The organism is Micromonospora sp. M42 (assembly GCF_000568915.1).
GTDB lineage: Bacteria > Actinomycetota > Actinomycetes > Mycobacteriales > Micromonosporaceae > Micromonospora > Micromonospora chalcea.
Window position 1 is genome coordinate 1367677 of the sequence record NZ_KK037233.1, and the last position, 17668, is coordinate 1385344.

Below are 17668 nucleotides of genomic sequence, written 5' to 3' on the forward strand. Positions count from 1 at the left end.
TCCGGCGCCGGTGGCGGGCGACGGCGGCGCGCCGCCGGAGAAGAGACACGCCGAGGCGGCCCGGGTTGGACAGCGTCTCCGCCCGGCCACCCCGCCGAGCACGACCACCAGCGCGGCGGCGGCGGCCAGCAGGCGGGCCGCGCCGGACCAGCGGGGTCGGGTCAGGCCGGGCTCATCCTCGGATGTGGTCATGGTCATCCCCTCTCGCCGGTCCCCAACGGGTCATACGTGTCCGTTTCCCGGTCGGTTCACTCCTTTTCCGTGGCAGCGGTACGGGAGCGCACCTTGTCGGCGCACGTGGTCAGCACGGCGTGGGCGTCCAGGCCGAGGCTCTCGATGGCGACGAGCGCGGTGAACGCCACGTCGGCGAGTTCGGCGGCGACCTCCTCGCGGGTGTGCGTCACCCCCTTGCGCGGGTTCTGCCCGAGCATCCCGATCCAGGCGGCGGCGACCTCGCCGGCCTCCTCGCCGATCTTGAGGATGCGACAGGTCAGCTCGGTGTCGCCGCGGCCGTTCGCGGCGTCCAGCCAGGCGCGCGCGTCCCGCGCCGTTGTCCAGATGGTGGCGTCCACGGCGACCAGTGAACCTGATCGCGCATACCGTTCGTATCCTGGGGCGACGCAGGCCAGCAGGTCTGCGGCCCAGGCGAGAGGAGGTGCCCGTGATGCCGGAGACCGTCGAGTCGGTGTTCGCCGGCGTGGTCGCCCGGAACCCGGGAGAGCCCGAGTTCCACCAGGCGGTCCGCGAGGTACTGGAGAGCATCGGTCCGGCCCTGGCCCGGCATCCCGAGTACGCCGAGGTGGTCGAGCGGATCTGCGAGCCCGAGCGGCAGGTCATCTTCCGGGTGCCGTGGGAGGACGACCAGGGCCGGGTACGGGTGAACCGCGGCTTCCGGGTGGAGTTCAACAGCGCGCTCGGCCCGTTCAAGGGCGGGCTGCGCTTCCACCCGTCGGTCTACCTGGGCATCGTGAAGTTCCTCGGCTTCGAGCAGATCTTCAAGAACGCGCTGACCGGCCTGGCGATCGGCGGCGGCAAGGGCGGCGCGGACTTCGACCCGAAGGGTCGCTCCGACCGCGAGGTGATGCGGTTCTGCCAGAGCTTCATGACCGAGCTGTACCGGCACATCGGCCCGCAGACCGACGTGCCGGCCGGGGACATCGGGGTGGGCGGCCGGGAGATCGGCTACCTGTTCGGGCAGTACAAGCGGATCACCAACCGGTACGACGCGGGCGTGCTCACCGGCAAGGGCCTGGCGTACGGGGGCGCGCAGGTGCGCCGGGAGGCGACCGGGTACGGCGCGGTGTTCTTCGCCGACGAGATGCTCCGCCAGGCCGGGGACAGCCTGGAGGGCAAGCGGGTGGTGGTGTCCGGCTCCGGCAACGTGGCCATCTACGCGATCGAGAAGGTGCACCAGCTCGGCGGCACGGTGGTGGCGTGCTCCGACTCCGGCGGCTACGTGGTCGACGAGAAGGGCATCGACCTGGCGTTGCTGCGGGAGCTGAAGGAGCAGCGCCGGGGGCGGCTGGCCGAGTACGCCGAGCACGCGCGCAACGCGGCTGCGGTCCCGGACCGCAACGTCTGGGAGGTGCCCTGCGACCTCGCGCTGCCCTGCGCCACGCAGAACGAGATCGGCGGCGCGGAGGCCGCCGCGCTGGTCGCCGGCGGCTGCGTCGCGGTGGTGGAGGGGGCGAACATGCCCACCACGCCGGAGGCGGTGCGGATCCTCGGCCGGGCCGGGGTGCGGTTCGCGCCGGGCAAGGCGGCCAACGCCGGCGGCGTGGCGGTCAGCGGGCTGGAGATGCAGCAGAACGCCAGCCGCGACACGTGGACGTTCGGCGAGTCGGAGCAGCGGCTGCGCGAGATCATGCGGGACGTGCACGACAGGTGCTGGGCGACCGCCGAGGAGTTCGGCCTGCCGGGCGACTACGTGGCCGGGGCGAACATCCAGGGGTTCCGGCGGGTGGCCGAGGCGATGCTGGCGCACGGCGTGGTGTGAGCGGCACGCGGGACGGGCGCTGACCGAGCGGTCGGTCAGTGATTGACAGCTCTCGACGCCCGGCCTAGGTTCAGGGCGCTACCGGCCGGTAGGCATCCGTCCCGCGTCGTCACCCCCGTCCCGGGGTGGCACCGTCCCCCGGGGAGCAGCGATGCAGCCCTCACCCGTGCGCCGCCGGCTGCTCGCCGTCGGCGTGGCCCTCACGTTGACGCTCGGTCTCACCGGCGCGGCCCCCGCCGCCGCCACCGGCCGCGACGACGGCAGCGGCCCGCTGCCCGGCTACACCATCGTCAACCCGCCGCTGCCGCCACTTGTCGTCGGCGGCGCCGCCACCACCGTGCGGCAGGGCGTGCACGCCAACGCCGGGTACGTCATCGAGATCCCCAGGCGCTGGAACGGCGACCTCGTCATGTGGGCGCACGGCTACCGCGGCCAGGGCACCGAGCTGTCGCCGGAGCCGCCCGGCTTCGACCTGCGGCAGCGCCTGGTGACCCAGGGGTACGCGTGGGCGTCGTCGTCGTACGACCGCAACGGCTACGACGTGCGCTCCGGCGTGCGCAGCACCCGCGCCCTGGCCGACCTGTTCAGCCGTACCGTCCGGCGCCCGCACCGGGTGCTGATCGCCGGGGTGTCGATGGGCGGTCACGTCATCGGCCGCTCGCTGGAACAGTACCCGGGCTTCTACGCCGGTGCGCTGCCCATGTGCGGGGTGCTCGGCGACCAGGAGCTGTTCGACTTCTTCCTGGACTACAACCTGGTCGCGCAGGCGCTGGCCGGTGTGCGCGCGTACCCGACGCCGCCCGACTACCTGACCTCGGCGGTGCCCCGGATCCAGGTCACGCTCGGCCTGGCCGGACTGGCTCCGGGCGGCCCCGACACCACGAACGACCTGGGCAAGCAGCTGCGCGCGGTCACCGTGGAGCGCTCCGGTGGGCCGCGGCCGGGCGCCGACGCCGCGTTCGCGGTCTGGAAGGACTTCCTGTTCGGCATCGCGGTCAGCGAGGCGGACGGCTCCCCCGCCCGGCGGCCCGGCCAGCTCGCCACGAACCTGTTCACCAGGTACGCGCCGAACCAGCCGGTCGACCTGAACGCGACGGTGCAGCGGGTCGCGCCGGAGAACCTGCGCCAGCGGCTCTCGCCGAGTCTGACCGAGGTGCCCCGGATCGCCGGGCGGCCCACCGCGCCGGTGCTGAGCCTGCACGGCCTCGGTGACCTGTTCGTGCCGTTCGGCATGGAGCAGGCGTACGCCCGGGACGTGGCCCGGCACGGCCGGTCCCGGCTGCTGGTGCAGCGGGCCGTGCGTACCGCGCAGCACTGCGAGTTCAGCCCGGCCGAGGCCGGCGCCGCCTGGGACGACCTGACCCGCTGGGTCCGCACCGGCAAGCGCCCGGCCGGCGACGCGGTCACCGACCGGCGCGCGGTGGCGGCGCCGGACTTCGGCTGCCGGTTCAGCGACCAGGCCGCCCGGGCCGCCGGGGCCGGCACCCGCCCGCTCTATCCGCCCTGCCCGGCTCAGTCCTCCTCGCGGCCGTACCAGCCGCCGCGGTAGACGGTGCCCTGCCGGGCCGACTCCGGCGCCGATTCCGGCGCCGGCGCCGCCTCCGCCGCGAGGGCGCTCCGGCGCGAGCGGCGGACCCGGCTGACCACGAACCAGCAGAACCCGGCGATCACGGCCACGATCACGATCTTCTGGAACGTGCCCGCGTACGCCTCGACCACGTGCCACTGCTCGCCGAGGAAGTACCCGGCGAGCACGAACGTGGTGTTCCAGATCAGGCTGCCCAGCGCGGTGTAGAGCAGGAACACCGGCACCGGCATGCGTTCCACCCCGGCCGGAATGGAGATGAGACTGCGGAAGATCGGAATCATCCGGCCGAAGAACACCGCCTTGACGCCGTGGCGCAGGAACCACGCCTCGGTGCGGTCCACGTCCTCCAGCTTGATCAGCGGCAGCCGCTCGGCCAGGGCGCGCATCCGGTCCCGCCCGAGGGCCGCGCCGATGTAGTAGAGCGCCAGCGCGCCCACGATCGACCCGATCGTGGTCCAGACGATCGCACCGACCAGGCTCATCTTGCCCTGGCTCGCGGTGAAGCCGGCCAGCGGCAGGATCACCTCGCTGGGGATGGGCGGGAACAGGTTCTCCAGCGCCACCGCGAGGCCGGCGCCGGGACCGCCGAGCCGTTCCATCAGGCCGGTGACCCAGCCGGTCACTCCGTCACCGGACGGCTCTGCCGCCCGCGCGGCGCTCACCCGGGGGCCGGCGAGCAGCTGTGCGTTTCCGATCATCCGACCAACGTTACGGGGCGAAGCTGCGGACGACCACGCGTCATGGAAACCATTATCGTGTACGCCATGCGTACGCCGTTGCGGATCGCCGTCGCCCAGCCGCTCACCCGCTCCGGCGACGTCGCGGGCAACGCGGCACGGCACGCCGACGCCGTGCGTGCCGCCGCCGCCCGCGTGGTGCTCTTCCCCGAGATGTCACTGACCGGGTACGAACTGGACGCCGCGCCGCTGGACCCGGCCGATCCCCGGCTCGCACCGCTGCGGGCGGCGTGCGCCGAGACCGGGACGCTGGCGCTGGCCGGCGCGCCGGTGCCCGGACCGCACATCGGGGTGCTCGCGATCGACGCCGAGGGCGTGCGGGTGGCGTACCGGAAGATGTGCCTGGGTGGCGCGGAGCCGCAGCACATGCGGCCGGGCCGGGAGCCGGCGGTGCTCGATGTGGACGGCTGGCGGCTGGGCCTGGCGGTCTGCAAGGACACCGGCACGCCGGAGCACGCGGCGGCGACGGTGGCGCTCGGCGCGGACGCCTACCTGGCCGGGGTGCTGGAGTCGGCCGACGACGCGGCGGTGCCCGACGAACGCGCCCGCCGGGTCGCCGCCGCGCACGGCGTGTGGGTGGCGACGGCGAGTTTCGCCGGGTCGACAGGGGGCGGGTACGCGCGCGCCGCGGGTGGTTCGGGGATCTGGTCACCGGCGGGTGAGCCGGTGGCCCGCGCCGGCACGGACACCGGCGAGGTGGTCACCGCCACGCTGCGGTGACACTCAGCCCTCGTCGCCGCCGCGCAGCCGCTCGTAGCCGTCGAGCAGCTTGCGCAGCGCGGTGGCGGTGACCGGGTCGATCTTCTCGTCCTCGGCCGCGTCGTCGATCTTCTCGCGCAGGTCCTCGACCCGCTTCTCCCGGTCCTTCGGCTTGCCCCGGTCCAGCTCGGCGACCTTCTTGCGCAGGTCGTCGGCGACCTTGCGCTCGATCAGCCCGATCGACTCGGCCCGGTCGAGCAGCTCGTCGAACCGGTCGCCGAGCTGCCGCAGCGTCACCGGTTCGGCCGCCGTCGACGGCGGCGCCAAAGTAGTATACGAACCCATCCTGCGGGCCTCCTTATCTTCTATAAACCAATCTCGCTATCTAGGATCCGAGGACGACTCCTAGTGAACATGTACCAAGCGGAAGCGGTCAACATAGTAAAAGTATCATTCGGCGATCTGGTGTTCTGCAGCAAAAACATCCCTTATGCGATCGTCAGTCGCGGCGGCAGCCAGATGTCTGCTTTGATATATAGCGCATCGAGGTGCCCGCTTATTGTGGTTCTCTCGTCTCCCAATCGCATATTTGCTCTGACCCATATATACCAGAGACGTGCGCATACGGCTAGTTGGTGTATTGTCGCTCTCTACGCGCGCGACCGGGCGGGCCGTGGCGGCCGGAACCCGCTCGACCAGGGTGGGCGAACGCGTCACCGGCGCCCCGGTGGGCAGGGATCGCGGTTCGGCGGATCCACCGGGCGGCCCGCGCCGAGCCGCTCGGCGAGCCGGGCCGCGCTCGGCCGCCGCGCCGGGTCCACGTCCAGGCAGGCCAGCACCAGGTCGGCGATCTCCGGCGGCAGGCCGGGCACCCGCGGCGGCGGCACCGGCGGCCGGGTGCGCCGCACCTCCAGCACGTCGTCCCAGCTGCGCACCGGCAGCGGGGCCCGGCCGGTGAGGCTGCGGTACAGCAGCACGCCGAGCGCGTACACGTCACCGGCCGGATGCGCCGGGCCCGGGTCGAGGCGTTCCGGGGCGAAGTAGGCGGGGGTGCCCATCAGCAGCACGCCGGTCTGCCCGGTGACCGGATGCGGGCCGGCGGGCGCGGCGATGCCGAAGTCGAGCACCTTCGCGCCGGTCTCGGTGAGCATCACGTTCGCCGGTTTGATGTCGCGGTGCACCACGCCGATGCGGTGCGCCGCGGCCAGCGCCCCGGCGACCTGCCCGGCCGTGCGGACCGCGTCCGGCCAGGCCAGCGGCCCGCCGGCCAGCCGGTCGGCGAGCGTCTGCCCCTCCACCAGCTCCATCACCAGGTACGGGACCACGACACCGCTGTCCAGCGTCGCCTCGGCGTAGTCGTACACCTGGGTCACGTGCGGGTGGGTCAGCCGCGCCGCCGCGCGGGCCTCGCGCTGGATGACCGCGCGCAGTTGCGGGTCGGCGGCGAGCTGCCCGGCGAGGACCTTGACCGCGACGGGCCGGTGCAGCACCTCGTCGTCGGCGCGCCACACCTCGGACATCCCGCCGAGGCCGATGCGCTCACGCAGGACGTAGCGGTCGTGCAGGCGCAGGGCGGGCGTGAACGGCGACATAATTCACCAGGCTGCCATGCGCGGCACCGGCCGCACCAACCCGCGCCCCCGTTTCGTCCGTGTTCCGGCATTCTTCCGCCCGAGTCAGGGCTTGCGGGCGACCCCGCCGTACATGCTGACGTCGACCACGGACGGCCGCGGCTCCGGCTCGCCGTCGGCGCGCCACTCGGCCACCGAGCAGATGCCCGGCTCGACCAGTTCGAGGCCGTCGAAGAAGCGTACGACCTCCTCCCGGCTGCGCAGGTTGATCACGCCGTGCGGGCCACCGCCCCGGGCCGCCGCCTTCGCCTCGGCGGCCACCTCCGCCGGAAGGTAGTCGTGGGTGGCGTGCGAGGCGGCCAGGTAACTGCCGGCGGGCAGCGCGTCGAGAAGCGTGTCGACCAGCGCGTACGGGTCTTCGCCGTCGGGCACGAAGTGCAGCACCGCCAGCAGCATCAACGCCACCGGCTGGGACAGGTCGAGCGTGCGGCGCAGGTCCGGGTGGGCCAGGATCCGCTCCGGGTCGCGCAGGTCCGCGTCGAGGTAGGCGGTGACGCCGTCGGCCGAACTGGTGAGCAGCGCGCGGGCGTGGGCCAGCACGATCGGGTCGTTGTCGACGTACACCACCCGGGCGCGCGGGTCGATCGCCTGCGCCACCTCGTGGGTGTTGTCGGCGGTGGGTATGCCGGTGCCGATGTCCAGGAACTGCCGGATGCCCGCCTCACCCGCCAGGTGACGCACCGCGCGGCGCAGGAACCGCCGGTTCTCCAGCGCGCTGATCCGGATGGTCGGGAACCGGGCGGCCATCGCGTCGCCGGAGTCCCGGTCGGCCTGGAAGTTGTCCTTGCCGCCGAGCCAGTAGTTGTACCGGCGGGCGGGGTGCGCCACTGTCGTGTCGATCCGGTCGCCGAGCGGCCCGGAGCCGGGTGCCGTCCCTGCTGCGTCGCTGGTCAAGGCCACCTCCACGACTCGGGTCCCACCGTCCACTGTCTCCGGTGCGGATCATGGTACTGCCCGGCGCCGGCCCGGTCAGGCCGGGTACAGCTCGTCGCGGAGGCGGGCCAGCAGCTCACGGGTGCGCTCCGGCGGCGCGGCCTCCACGCACAGCCGTTCCATCGCCTCGGCGTAGAACTCGAGGTCGTCGCGCTTGTCCAGGTAGATCGCGCTGGTCAGCTGCTCGATGTAGACGATGTCCGGCAGGTCCGCGTCGCCGAAGCGCAGGATGCTGAAGGCCCCACTGGCCGCGGCGTGCCCGCCGGCGGAGAACGGGACGATCTGCAGCCGTACGTGCGGCGCGGCGGTCGCCTCGATCAGCGCGTCCAGCTGCTCGCGCATCACCGCGGCCCCGCCGATCGGGCGGCGCAGCGCCGCCTCGTCGAGCACCGCCCACAACTGCGGCGGGTTGCTGCGGCGCAGCAGCTCCTTGCGCTGCATCCGCAGCTCCACCCGCCGGTCCAGCTCCGCCGCCGACGCGCCGCGGTGCCCGAGCAGGATCACCTGCCGGGCGTACGCGGCGGTCTGCAACAGCCCGGGCACGAACTGCACCTCGTACGTGCGGATCAGCGCGGCGGCGGCCTCCAGCCCCAGGTACGCCTGGAACCACGCGGGGAGCACGTCACCGTAGCGGTGCCACCAGCCGGGGCTGTTCGCGTCCCGGGCGAGCTTGAGCAGCGACTCGCGCTCGCCGGCGTCGGTCACGCCGTAGAGCGTGAGCAGGTCGGCCACGTCGCGCTCCTTGAAGCCGACCCGGCCCAGCTCCATCCGGCTGATCTTCGACTCGGAGGAGCGGATCTCCCAGCCGGCCGTCTCCCGGCTGACCCCGGCCCTCTCACGGAGTCGCCGCAGCTGCCCACCGAGCAACATGCGCAGCACGGTGGGCCCGCTTGTCGGACCACCCTCGACGGGCACCGTCGCCACCTGACCGCCCTCGCATCCCGACTGCCCCGGCCGGGCGCCCCCCGGCCGACGAGTAAGCATGCCATGAACCGACAGTGAGGTGAACTCCTCCGGAGCGGTTAATCAGTCCCGTGTGCGGGACGGCGGGATCAGGTGGTCGAAGTCGCCGTCGCGCGCGCCGAGCACGAAGGCGGCGATCTCGTCCACTGTGTAGATCAGCGCCGGGCCCTCCGGGTGCCGGGAGTTTCGGACCGCGATTCCGGTGCCACCGGGCAGCTCGGCCAACTCGACGCAGTTGCCGCTGGGGTTGCTGCGACGACTCTTCGACCAGCGCATCGGGGGCAGCTCGGGCACGGGCACACCGTTCGGCGGTTGTTGCATGGGCGTCCTTCGGGATGAGCCAGCCGAGGCCGCGGGGAGGAGCGGTGGGTGGCGACGTCTGTCGAGTGAGGAGTGAGATGCACGTGCATCTGCTATTGCATCTGCAATGGACGGAGAGCATGATAGCCGAAACGTACGGTGTGCCGGGTCGCTCACATTCGGTGACCCGAACCCGGCCTCCGGATGCCGCCGCGCGCGGCTAGGGGACTGCGGTGAGGAGGACGCGCGTGCCGGATCCGATGACCGTCGCCTCCGGCATATCCGCCGCGGGGGCCCTCATCTCGGCCTGGCAGTTGCGCCGCCGCGCCGTACGCGCCGAGGCCGAGATCGAGCTGCTCCAGGCCGAACTGGCCGCCGAACGGCACGCGGCCAGCCACGACCCGCTCACCGGCCTGCCCAACCGCCGCGCGTTCTTCCGGCTCGCAGCCACACTGCTCACCGACCCCGCCGGCCAGCCACTGGTAGCGGTCGTGCTCGACCTGGACAACTTCAAGCAGGTGAACGACCGCTACGGGCACGCCGCCGGCGACCAGGTGCTGATCAGCGTCGCGCAGCGGCTCGCCGCGTTCGCCGGCAACAACCTGGTGGCCCGCCTCGGCGGCGACGAGTTCGCCGGCCTGCTGGCCAGCCCCACAGCCGACCGCCGGTGGATCGAGCACGCCACGCGGCGGCTCTGCGAGGCGCTCGCCGCGCCCATCCCGCTGGGCGCGCGCAGCATCCAGGTCACCGCCTCGGTCGGGCTCGCGCCGGTGCACTGCCCGACGCAGCTCACCGACGCGCTGTGCCGCGCCGACGCCGCCATGTACGAGGCGAAGACGCTCGGCGCGGCCCGCCCGACCCGGCAGCTCGTCGCGGAGTACTGACCGGCGCGGTCAGCGCCAGCCGTAGCCGGCGCGCAGCGCCTGCCCGACCCGGTCGAACCGTGGCCGGTCCAGCACCGCGCCCTCGCGGCGGATGCTGTCCTCGCGCATGGTGAGCACCCGGTCCAGGCGCACCCAGGAGGGCCGGTTGTCCCGGTCCCACTCCCCCGGGCCGAGCGCCAGCCAGTGCCGCTGGCCGTCCCGGTCGCTCTGGCTGGACAGCATCAGCCCGAACAGGGTGCGGCTGTGCCGTCCGACCACCAGCACCGGGCGGTCCTTGCCCTGGCGGGGGTCGTCCTCGTAGGGCACCCACGTCCAGACGATCTCGCCCGGGTCGGCCTGGCCGTCCGGCTCCGGCGCGTACGACAACTCGCGGCGCTGCAGCGCGTTGACCTGCCGGCGGCGCGCGACCTGAGCCGGGATCGGCGCGCCCGGGCGGGGCGGGGCGGGCACAGCCCGGGTGATCCGGCCGAGCCGCGACGCCACGTTCTTCAACAGACCTGCCACGGCGGGCAGCCTATCGGCCGGGGTACGACCGCCCGGGAATCGGGTCGCCCGGTCGGGTGGACGGCGCCGTGCGGGATGCCCCTGTTAATAGGGGGCCCCTCTACTACCGGAGGCGTTAATAAGGGGCCCTTCCTTACGCTGGGGGCGTGCGGCTACCCGATGATCTGCCGGTGTTCGAGCGCAGCGCGGTGCGGCTGGTCGTGCTCGACGCCACCGACCACCTGCTGCTGTTCCACACCCGCGACCCGGACCACCCCGACCTCGGCGTGTGGTGGGAGCTACCCGGCGGCGGGCTGGACCCGGGCGAGACGTACCGGGAGGCGGCGGTCCGCGAACTGCGCGAGGAGACCGGCATCGCGATCGGCCCGGACGAGGTGGGCGCGCCGACGTGGCGGCGGCGGGCCAGCTTCCGGCACCGGCAGCGCCGCCACCTCCAGGACGAGGTGATCGTGGCGGTACGGCTGCCCGGCCCCGGACCGGACGTGGACGAGGCGCTGCGGCTGGACTACGAGGTGGAGGACTACTTCGGGTTCCGCTGGTGGCCGCTGGCCGAGGTGCTCGCCGAGCGGCCGCGCTGCTATCCCGGGCGGCTGCCCGAACTGCTGCCCGCGTTCCTGGCCGGCGAGGAGATCGACGAGCCGTTCGAGCTGTGGTCCTGAGCGCGGGCGTGCCACCCGGCGCGTGAGCGGGCAGAGTGGAGCCGTGACTCCCCTGCACGCACCACTGGCCCGTTACGCCGAGCGGCTGCACCGCGCCGCCGGCGACACCCACCACGTCGCCTCGCCGCTGGGCGCCTGGCTGCTGCTGGCGCTGACCGGCCCGGCCGCCACCGGCGACGCCCGGGCGGCGCTGGCCGAGGCGCTCGACGCCGACCCGGACGACGCCGCCGCGGAGGCCCGGGCGCTGCTCGCCGCGCCGCACCCGATGGTCGCCGCGGCCACCGCGCTGTGGGAGCGCGCTCCCGCGCCGGAGCTGGCCGCGTGGCGGGCCGCGCTGCCGGAGAACACCGAACGCGGCCCGCTGCCCGACCAGGCCACGCTGGACGGCTGGGCCCGGGAGCGTACCGGGGGGCTGATCGACAGCTTCCCGGTCGACGTCACCCCGGACACGCTGCTGCTCCTGGCCAACGCGCTGGCCACCCGCGTGTCGTGGGCCGACCCGTTCGACACCGCCCCCGGCGCGGAGCTGGGCGCGGGCAGCGCCTGGTCGGGCCGGCTGAGCCGGTGCTGCGTACGCCGCCGTTCGGCACCGGTGCTGGGTGGCTTATCAGAGCGCGCCAAGTCGAATACAGGGTCCACGATGGCAATCCTGTGTCTAATCACTGCATCCGCCATGCTCGAAAATACGAGCCGGACTAAAGGCTTCCAAGGCGTCCTGTTAAATTAAGAATGTACGCGGGAATTTAAGGACTACGTCGGGGCACCGTTACCCGAACAAAGACCCTTAACGGATTCCCCACGCGACGGCTGTTTCAGACTGTCGTATACAATTCCTGACTTTGGGAATGCTCGTGGTGTCGGTGGCCGCCGCGCCCGACGTGCCGGCCGTCGACGTGCTGGCCGCCGCGCAGGAGCTGGCGAGCGCCGCCGCGCTCCTGCCGGACTCATGCCGGGCCGCCGGTCGCTGTTCGACCTGCCGCTGGGCGAGACGCCGCTGTGGACGCTGCGGGAGGAGCCGACCCGGACGTACGCGGACGACGGCCGGGAGGAACGCGCCACCGCGGTGCTGCCCTGCTGGTCGGCGCAGAGCCGCCACGACCTGGCCAGGCCCGGGTTCGGCTTCGACGCGGCGGCGCAGGCACTCGGCGAGCTGCTGGGCCTGACCGGGCCGGGGTTCGACGCCGCGCAGTCCGCGGTGGCCCGGTTCGGCCGCTACGGCTTCGAGGCCGCCGCGGTGACCGCGTTCGGCCGGGCGACAGCGCTGCCGCCGGAGGGGGTCGCCCGCGTCGCGGAGCTGCGCTTCGGTCATCCGTACGCGGTGGTCGCGGTGACCACCGACCCGGCCGGCGGCCCGTGGCACGCGCTGCCTGTCTACTCCGCCTGGGTGGCCGACCCGGAGGAGCTGCCCGCCGACGAGGCCGGATAGGCGGGAAGCGCGCTCGCGAGCTGGTCCAGTCCCAGCGAGCCGAGTTCCAGCGCCCGGTTGTGGAACGCGCGCCGGTCGCCGGGGAACGCAGCGCGTCCGTCGCGCCACACCCGCTCCCCCACCTTGTAGGTGAGCGCCTGCCCGGGCCGGCCCAGGTACCGGGCCACTTCCAGTGGCGCGTACGGGCCCTGGTGGCAGCGGTCGCGCAGCAGGTCCAGCGCGGCCTGCGGCGTCCACGGCGCGCTGCCCGACGGCATCGGCAGCCGCAGGTGCAGGCCGATGTCGAGCACCACCCGGGCCGCCCGCAGCAACTGCATGAACAGGTGGCCCAGCCGGGCGCCCGGCTGCTCGTAGAGTCCGAGTTCGTCCATCAGCCCTTCGGCGTACAGGGCCCAGCCCTCCTGGGCGCCGGAGAGCCCGCCGAGCAGGTTCAGCCGCTGCCCGGGGCCGCCCCGGCACGCCTCCGAGCCGAGGTGCAGGTGGTGGCCGGGGACGCCCTCGTGGTACGCGGTGCTGTACGCCCACCAGGTCGGGAAGCGCTCCTGACCGTCGGGCAGCAGCCACGAGACCCGGCCCGGCCGGGTCAGGTCCCGCGACGGCGCGATGTAGGCGGTGCCGCCCGACGTGGTGACCCGGGACTCGATGCGGCGCAGCGGCGCGGGGATGTCGAAGTGCGTGCCGTGCATCCGCTCGGTGGTGGCCTCCAGCAGCTCCTGGAGCCAGGCGGCGAACTCGTCCCGGCTGCGCAGCACACCTGGCGCGTCGGGGCGGTCGAGCCGTTGAAGCACCTCGGGCACCGTGCCACCCAGGGCTCTCGCCTCCGCGACCAGGTCCGCCTCGATGGCGGTGAACTCGTCCCAGCCCCACTCGTACAGCTCGCGCAGGTCCGGTTCCGTGCCGAGGAAGGTCCGCACCCAGAGGGCGTACCGCGCCGGGCCGAACGCCTCGTCGTCGCGCGCGAGCGGCGCGAGGTCCGCGGTGAGCGTCGTGGCGAACCTCCGGTACGCCTCCCGCGCGTCCCGCGCCGCCGCCTGCAACGACGCGCGCTGCGGCCCGTCGCCGTAGCGCTGCACGAGCGCCGTGTCCTCGTCGATCCAGGTGCGGCAGCGCTGCGTCACCAGGTCCACCTGGCGTCGTGTGGGCAGGTGACCACGTTCGGCGGCGACCAGCAGGCTGCGGGCGTACCCGTCCAGGGATGCCGGGATCGCGGCCTGGCGCGCGCCGACGCGGGCCCAGCCGTCCTCGTAGGCCGCGCGCCCGGCGTCGCGGCCCGGGACCGCTGATTCGACGCACTGGCGGATGAGCTGGAGCGGGCCGGTGGCCGCGACGTGCAGTTCCCGCAGGTCCTCCCCGGCGTCGTGGAAGGCGATCCGGGCGCGCAGCCGTTCGGCGAGGTGCTCGTGCAGCGGGCTCGGGGCGGGCAGCGCCTCGATCCGGCGCAGGGCGCGCGCGGCGAGATCGGCGCGGGCCTGGTGACCCTCCGGGCTGTAGTCGGTGAGCCCGTCGACGTCCTGCTCACCGGCCTCGACCACCGCCACACACGGATCGAGGCGCCCCATCTCCCGCAGCAGCGTGTCGGTGACGTCCTCGCCCATCGCACCGATGCTACCCCCGGTGATCAAGGAGTTCGTGCCGGCCGGAAGGCCCGGAAAGGACACGAACTCCTTGATCAACCGGATGGGAGGCGAGGTCAGACCGAGACGAGCTCCTTCCTCTCGGCCTTGGCGGCCAGACGCTTCTCACGCTCCTGGGCGCCGATCAGGTCGTCCGGCAGGGAATCCTCCACCTCGATGTCGAAGCGGCGCAGCAGCCGGATCGCGAACCCGCCGAGCGTGACCAGGACCAGCGCCGCGCCGAAACAGATGTACGCGAAGCCGATGCCCCGGCCCGGTCCGGTGCCGATCACCGCCCCCACCGTGCCGGCCAGCGCCCCGCCCGGTGCGAGCATCGGCTCGAACAGCGCGGTGGCGCCCGGCGCGAGCAGCGCGAACCCGATCGGCAGCGTGGACCAGGAGATGGTCTGGTTGAGGCTGAACACCCGGCCGTGGAAGCGCTGCGGCACCTTCACCTGGACGATCGTCGCGTAGATCGACTGCGCGGTGGTCATCGACATGGCCAGCCAGCAGAACCCGACGCAGATCATCGCCACCGAGGCGTCCAGGCCGATCAGCATGCAGCCGATCGCGGTGCCCAGGTTGCCGATCAGCACGCCGATCATGCGGCGCTTGCGCGGCCCGCCCCACAGCGACATGAGGATGCCGCCGAGCACCGCGCCGACCGCCTCGGCCAGCGCGACCTGGGCGACCTGGGTGGGGCTGCCGAACGACAGCACCAACGGGGTGATCAGCACCAGCGCGGGCGCCAGGAAGATGTTGCCCAGCGCGAAGTAGCCGAGCATCAGCCGGAATCCGCGGTGCCGCCAGGAGTAGCGCATGCCGTTGGCGATGGCCACCAGCAGCCGCTCCCGGGGCCGCCAGCCGAGCGCGTCCGGGAAGCGGACCACGGCGAGCGTGAGCACCGCGAGCACGTAGCTGGCCACGTCGACGAGCAGGATGCCCTTCAGGTCGATGGTGGCGAGCAGGCCGGCCGCGAACGCCGGCATGAGCAGCGTGGCCACACCGGTGGACAGCTGGGTGATGCCCATGGCGTGCCCGAGGTAGCGCTTGGGCACCAGCTGCGGCACCGCCGACTGGAACGCGATCCGCTGGAACGATCCGGCCACCGAGCTCAGCGCCACCAGCAGGTAGATGTGCCAGAGCACCAGGTTGTCGGTCCACAGCAGGCTGGCCAGCACCAGCTGGATGGAGCCGGCGAAGCAGCTGGCCGTCATCATGATCCGGCGGCGGCTGACCCGGTCCACCAGCGCGCCGGCGACCGGCAGCATGAGCACGCCGCAGATCAGCGCCAGCGCCCACAGCAGACCGAGGTCGGCCACCGAGCCGGTGCGGTTGAACAGCCAGATCGGCAGCGCGAACGCGGTGAGCGCGGAGCCGGTGCTGGAGACGAGCTGCCCGACCGTGATGGCCAGGAAGCGGCCCATGCTCGGCTTGACCGCGGTGCTGGCCTTGCGGGCCACGCCCACGCGCAGCGTGTCCGCCACCGCCCAGCCGGCGTCCTCACCCCGCGCCTGCGGGCTCAGCGCGCCGATGTCACCGGCGACCACCGCCGGGTGCGCCTGCGTGACGATCTCGGCCAGTTCCTCGGCACGGTACTTCAGGAAGAAGTGACCGGCCTGGTCGAGCACGACCAGCCCGAGCGTGTCGCTGAGGAACTGCCACTCGGTGTACCGCTCGCGGTAGTAGTCGGTAACCGGGTCCTCGGAGCCGACCACCGAGATGATCGGCGCGCGCAGCTTCGTCGCCTGCTTGTCCAGCAGCCGGGTGAAGTACTCCTCCGAGGCGCGGGAGTCGGCCCGCATGTTGCTGATGATCCGGTCGGCCTGCTCCGGGTCCAGCTCGTCGGTGTCCACGCCCATCGACTTGAGCCAGCTCGCGTAGTGCTTGTTGCTGCGCAGTTGCTCCAGCTTGTTGCGGGCGGCCGAGAAGACGCCCTTGGGGCGGGCGAACGGGAACATCGCGCCGATGTAGACGGCCTCCAGGTCCCGGCCGGACGCCTCGACCTTGCGGGCCACCTCGGCGACGATCGCGCTGCCCACGCCGCAGTGGCCGTACAGGGCGATCGGTCCCTCGACCCGCTCCAGGATCTCGTCGGCGACCCGGCTGGTCAGCTCCTCGAACGGCAGCGCGTCCTCGGTGAGGCCGACGTCGTGGCCGGGGATGGCCAGCGACCACAGCCCGTACCCGGCCGGCAGCGCGTCGGCCAGCGGCTGGTAGACGATGGCGCTGCCGCCGCCGTACGGCACGCAGACGTACGTCAGCACCCGCTTGCCCGCCGGGATCGGCTTGGTCAGCTCGTAGAGCAGCCGGCGCGGCCCCTCCTGGGCGGCGTCGCCGGAGATGAACGCGGCCAGGTCGCGGATGGTGCGCTGCTGGAACAGGTCCATCACGCCGACCGCCCGGCCGCCCAGCTCCGCCTTGCGGATCTTCGCGACCACCTGGGTGGCGAGCATCGAGTGCCCGCCCAGGTCGAAGAAGTCGTCGTCGATGCCGAGCGTGTCCACGCCGAGCACCTCGGACCAGATCGCGGCCAGCGCCCGCTCGGTGTCGTCGCGCGGCTCGACCAGCGCCACCGACGCCTCACGGGTGACCACCGGCGCGGGCAGCGCCTTGCGGTCCAGCTTGCCGTTCGGGGTCAGCGGCAGCGCGTCGAGCGTGACGAACGCGGCCGGCACCATGTACTCGGGCAGCGTGTCCTTCAGCGCCGCCTTCAGCGCGGCGTGCTCGGCCGCCCCCACCAGGTACGCGGTGAGCCGCTTGTCGCCCGGGCTGTCCTCGCGGACGATCACCGTGGCCTCGGTGACGCCCGGCTGGTCGCGCAGCGCGCTCTCGATCTCGCCCAGCTCGATGCGCAGGCCGCGCAGCTTGACCTGGTGGTCGATGCGGCCCAGGAACTCGATCACCCCGGCGCCGTCCGGGCCGACGACCCAGCGGGCCAGGTCGCCGGTGCGGTAGAGGCGGGCGCCCGGCTCGGCGGAGAACGGGTCGGGGACGAACTTCTCCGCGGTCAGCGCCGGCCGGCGGTGGTAGCCGCGGGCCAGCCCGACACCGCCGATGTGCAGCTCACCGGCCACCCCGACCGGGCACTGGGCGCCGGACGGGTCGAGCACGTGCAGCCGCAGGTTGGCGATCGGCGCGCCGATCGGCACGCTGGTCACCTGCGCGAGCCGGTCCGGCTCGCACGCCCAGGCGGTCACGTCGATGGCCGCCTCGGTCGGGCCGTACAGGTTGTGCAGGCCGCACCAGGGCAGCCGGGCGGTGAAGTCGGCCGCCGAGGCCAGCGGCAGCTCCTCACCGGAGCAGATCACCCGGCGCAGCGCGGTGGCCGCCTCCACGCCGTCCTCGGCGAGGAAGACGGTGAGCATCGACGGGACGAAGTGGGCGGTGGTGATCCGCTCGGACACCAGCAGGTCACGCAGGTAGCCGGCGTCCTTGTGGCCGCCCGGCTTGGCCAGCACCAGGCGCGCGCCGGTGCGCAGCGGCCAGAAGAACTCCCACACCGACACGTCGAAGCTCGCCGGGGTCTTCTGGAGCACCGCGTCGTCGGCGCCGAGGCGGTACGTCTTCTGCATCCAGTCGAGCCGGTTGACGATGCCCCGGTGCGTGTTCGGCACACCCTTCGGGCGGCCGGTGGAGCCGGAGGTGTAGATGACGTACGCCAGGTGCTCCGGCCCGGCGGCCGGCGCCGGATCGGTGTCGGGCTGGCCGGCCCAGACGACGGCGTCGTCCAGT

Annotated in this window: 17 protein-coding genes and 1 pseudogene; 7 read left to right on the forward strand and 11 right to left on the reverse strand. The window is 73.1% G+C overall.

What is annotated here, in order from left to right:
* A pseudogene (locus tag MCBG_RS32920) lies at positions 1-192 on the reverse strand (hypothetical protein); the annotation flags it as partial.
* A gap of 56 nt (positions 193-248) precedes the next feature.
* Complete coding sequence (locus MCBG_RS05995) at positions 249-572, reverse strand: MazG-like family protein (RefSeq protein ID WP_043324595.1); 324 nt, start codon at positions 570-572, stop codon at positions 249-251.
* Positions 573-664: 92 nt separating this feature from the next.
* Here MCBG_RS05995 and gdhA point away from each other — a divergent pair, with 92 nt between their 5' ends.
* Positions 665-1996, forward strand: a complete 1332-nt coding sequence (gene gdhA, locus MCBG_RS06000; RefSeq protein WP_043330196.1) for an NADP-specific glutamate dehydrogenase — start codon at positions 665-667, stop codon at positions 1994-1996.
* 151 nt (positions 1997-2147) lie between these two features.
* The gene (locus MCBG_RS06005; RefSeq protein ID WP_051610961.1) at positions 2148-3545 is read left to right on the forward strand and encodes an alpha/beta hydrolase family protein; all 1398 of its coding nucleotides are present in this window, start codon (positions 2148-2150) and stop codon (positions 3543-3545) included.
* On the opposite strand, the gene MCBG_RS06010 is transcribed toward MCBG_RS06005, so the two are convergent.
* Complete coding sequence (locus MCBG_RS06010) at positions 3509-4282, reverse strand: DedA family protein (RefSeq protein WP_043324597.1); 774 nt, start codon at positions 4280-4282, stop codon at positions 3509-3511. The two genes, MCBG_RS06005 and MCBG_RS06010, sit on opposite strands and share 37 nt — an antisense overlap.
* A gap of 66 nt (positions 4283-4348) precedes the next feature.
* Between MCBG_RS06010 and MCBG_RS06015 the strand changes: the two genes are divergently transcribed.
* Entirely contained in the window at positions 4349-5041 is a 693-nt protein-coding gene (locus tag MCBG_RS06015; protein WP_043324599.1) for a carbon-nitrogen hydrolase family protein, read from the forward strand.
* A gap of 3 nt (positions 5042-5044) precedes the next feature.
* Here MCBG_RS06015 and MCBG_RS06020 read toward each other — a convergent pair whose 3' ends face one another.
* The 5 genes from MCBG_RS06020 to MCBG_RS06040 form a co-directional block, all read right to left on the reverse strand.
* The gene (locus MCBG_RS06020; protein WP_223201087.1) at positions 5045-5365 is read right to left on the reverse strand and encodes a hypothetical protein; all 321 of its coding nucleotides are present in this window, start codon (positions 5363-5365) and stop codon (positions 5045-5047) included.
* 368 nt (positions 5366-5733) lie between these two features.
* On the reverse strand, positions 5734-6612 hold the full coding sequence (locus tag MCBG_RS06025; protein WP_223201088.1) for a serine/threonine-protein kinase: 879 nt from the start codon (positions 6610-6612) through the stop codon (positions 5734-5736).
* 84 nt (positions 6613-6696) lie between these two features.
* Positions 6697-7545 carry an SAM-dependent methyltransferase gene (locus MCBG_RS06030; RefSeq protein ID WP_043330200.1) on the reverse strand — a complete coding sequence of 283 codons (849 nt, stop codon included), beginning with the start codon at positions 7543-7545 and terminating at the stop codon, positions 6697-6699.
* 75 nt (positions 7546-7620) lie between these two features.
* Positions 7621-8508: a helix-turn-helix domain-containing protein gene (locus MCBG_RS06035; protein WP_043324606.1), complete on the reverse strand. Its 888-nt coding sequence runs from the start codon at positions 8506-8508 to the stop codon at positions 7621-7623.
* A gap of 102 nt (positions 8509-8610) precedes the next feature.
* Complete coding sequence (locus tag MCBG_RS06040) at positions 8611-8868, reverse strand: DUF397 domain-containing protein (protein WP_030502645.1); 258 nt, start codon at positions 8866-8868, stop codon at positions 8611-8613.
* 227 nt (positions 8869-9095) lie between these two features.
* Between MCBG_RS06040 and MCBG_RS06045 the strand changes: the two genes are divergently transcribed.
* Positions 9096-9731 carry a GGDEF domain-containing protein gene (locus tag MCBG_RS06045; protein WP_043324610.1) on the forward strand — a complete coding sequence of 212 codons (636 nt, stop codon included), beginning with the start codon at positions 9096-9098 and terminating at the stop codon, positions 9729-9731.
* Between the two features lie 9 nt (positions 9732-9740).
* On the opposite strand, the gene MCBG_RS06050 is transcribed toward MCBG_RS06045, so the two are convergent.
* Positions 9741-10235 (reverse strand): type II toxin-antitoxin system PemK/MazF family toxin, encoded by a 495-nt coding sequence (locus MCBG_RS06050; RefSeq protein WP_043324613.1) that lies wholly within the window; start codon positions 10233-10235, stop codon positions 9741-9743.
* A gap of 146 nt (positions 10236-10381) precedes the next feature.
* On the opposite strand from MCBG_RS06050, the gene MCBG_RS06055 reads away from it, so the two are divergent.
* The 3 genes from MCBG_RS06055 to MCBG_RS06065 all read left to right on the forward strand — a co-directional run bounded on the left by MCBG_RS06055 (position 10382) and on the right by MCBG_RS06065 (position 12320).
* Complete coding sequence (locus MCBG_RS06055) at positions 10382-10894, forward strand: NUDIX hydrolase (RefSeq protein WP_043324617.1); 513 nt, start codon at positions 10382-10384, stop codon at positions 10892-10894.
* Between the two features lie 43 nt (positions 10895-10937).
* Entirely contained in the window at positions 10938-11621 is a 684-nt protein-coding gene (locus tag MCBG_RS06060) for a hypothetical protein (protein ID WP_223201089.1), read from the forward strand.
* A 219-nt stretch (positions 11622-11840) separates the two neighbouring features.
* Positions 11841-12320, forward strand: a complete 480-nt coding sequence (locus tag MCBG_RS06065) for a hypothetical protein (RefSeq protein ID WP_223201090.1) — start codon at positions 11841-11843, stop codon at positions 12318-12320.
* On the opposite strand, the gene MCBG_RS06070 is transcribed toward MCBG_RS06065, so the two are convergent.
* Together MCBG_RS06070 and MCBG_RS06075 are read right to left on the reverse strand one after the other, a co-directional pair.
* Positions 12266-13915, reverse strand: coding sequence for a DUF885 domain-containing protein (locus MCBG_RS06070; protein ID WP_051611494.1), 1650 nt, complete (start codon positions 13913-13915; stop codon positions 12266-12268). The genes MCBG_RS06065 and MCBG_RS06070 overlap by 55 nt on opposite strands.
* A gap of 95 nt (positions 13916-14010) precedes the next feature.
* Positions 14011-17668, reverse strand: a 3658-nt coding sequence (locus MCBG_RS06075; protein ID WP_043330207.1) for an amino acid adenylation domain-containing protein, incomplete at its 5' end; no start/stop codon positions are given.

Bases quoted from the DNA above. Each gene is read 5' to 3' on its own strand.
- gdhA (WP_043330196.1), top strand. From the start codon at position 665: ATGCCGGAGACCGTCGAGTCGGTGTTCGCCGGCGTGGTCGCCCGGAAC.
- MCBG_RS06005 (WP_051610961.1), top strand. From the start codon at position 2,148: ATGCAGCCCTCACCCGTGCGCCGCCGGCTGCTCGCCGTCGGCGTGGCC.
- MCBG_RS06010 (WP_043324597.1), bottom strand. From the start codon at position 4,282: ATGATCGGAAACGCACAGCTGCTCGCCGGCCCCCGGGTGAGCGCCGCG.
- MCBG_RS06015 (WP_043324599.1), top strand. From the start codon at position 4,349: ATGCGTACGCCGTTGCGGATCGCCGTCGCCCAGCCGCTCACCCGCTCC.
- MCBG_RS06020 (WP_223201087.1), bottom strand. From the start codon at position 5,365: ATGGGTTCGTATACTACTTTGGCGCCGCCGTCGACGGCGGCCGAACCG.
- MCBG_RS06025 (WP_223201088.1), bottom strand. From the start codon at position 6,612: ATGTCGCCGTTCACGCCCGCCCTGCGCCTGCACGACCGCTACGTCCTG.
- MCBG_RS06040 (WP_030502645.1), bottom strand. From the start codon at position 8,868: ATGCAACAACCGCCGAACGGTGTGCCCGTGCCCGAGCTGCCCCCGATG.
- MCBG_RS06065 (WP_223201090.1), top strand. From the start codon at position 11,841: ATGCCGGGCCGCCGGTCGCTGTTCGACCTGCCGCTGGGCGAGACGCCG.
- MCBG_RS06070 (WP_051611494.1), bottom strand. From the start codon at position 13,915: ATGGGCGAGGACGTCACCGACACGCTGCTGCGGGAGATGGGGCGCCTC.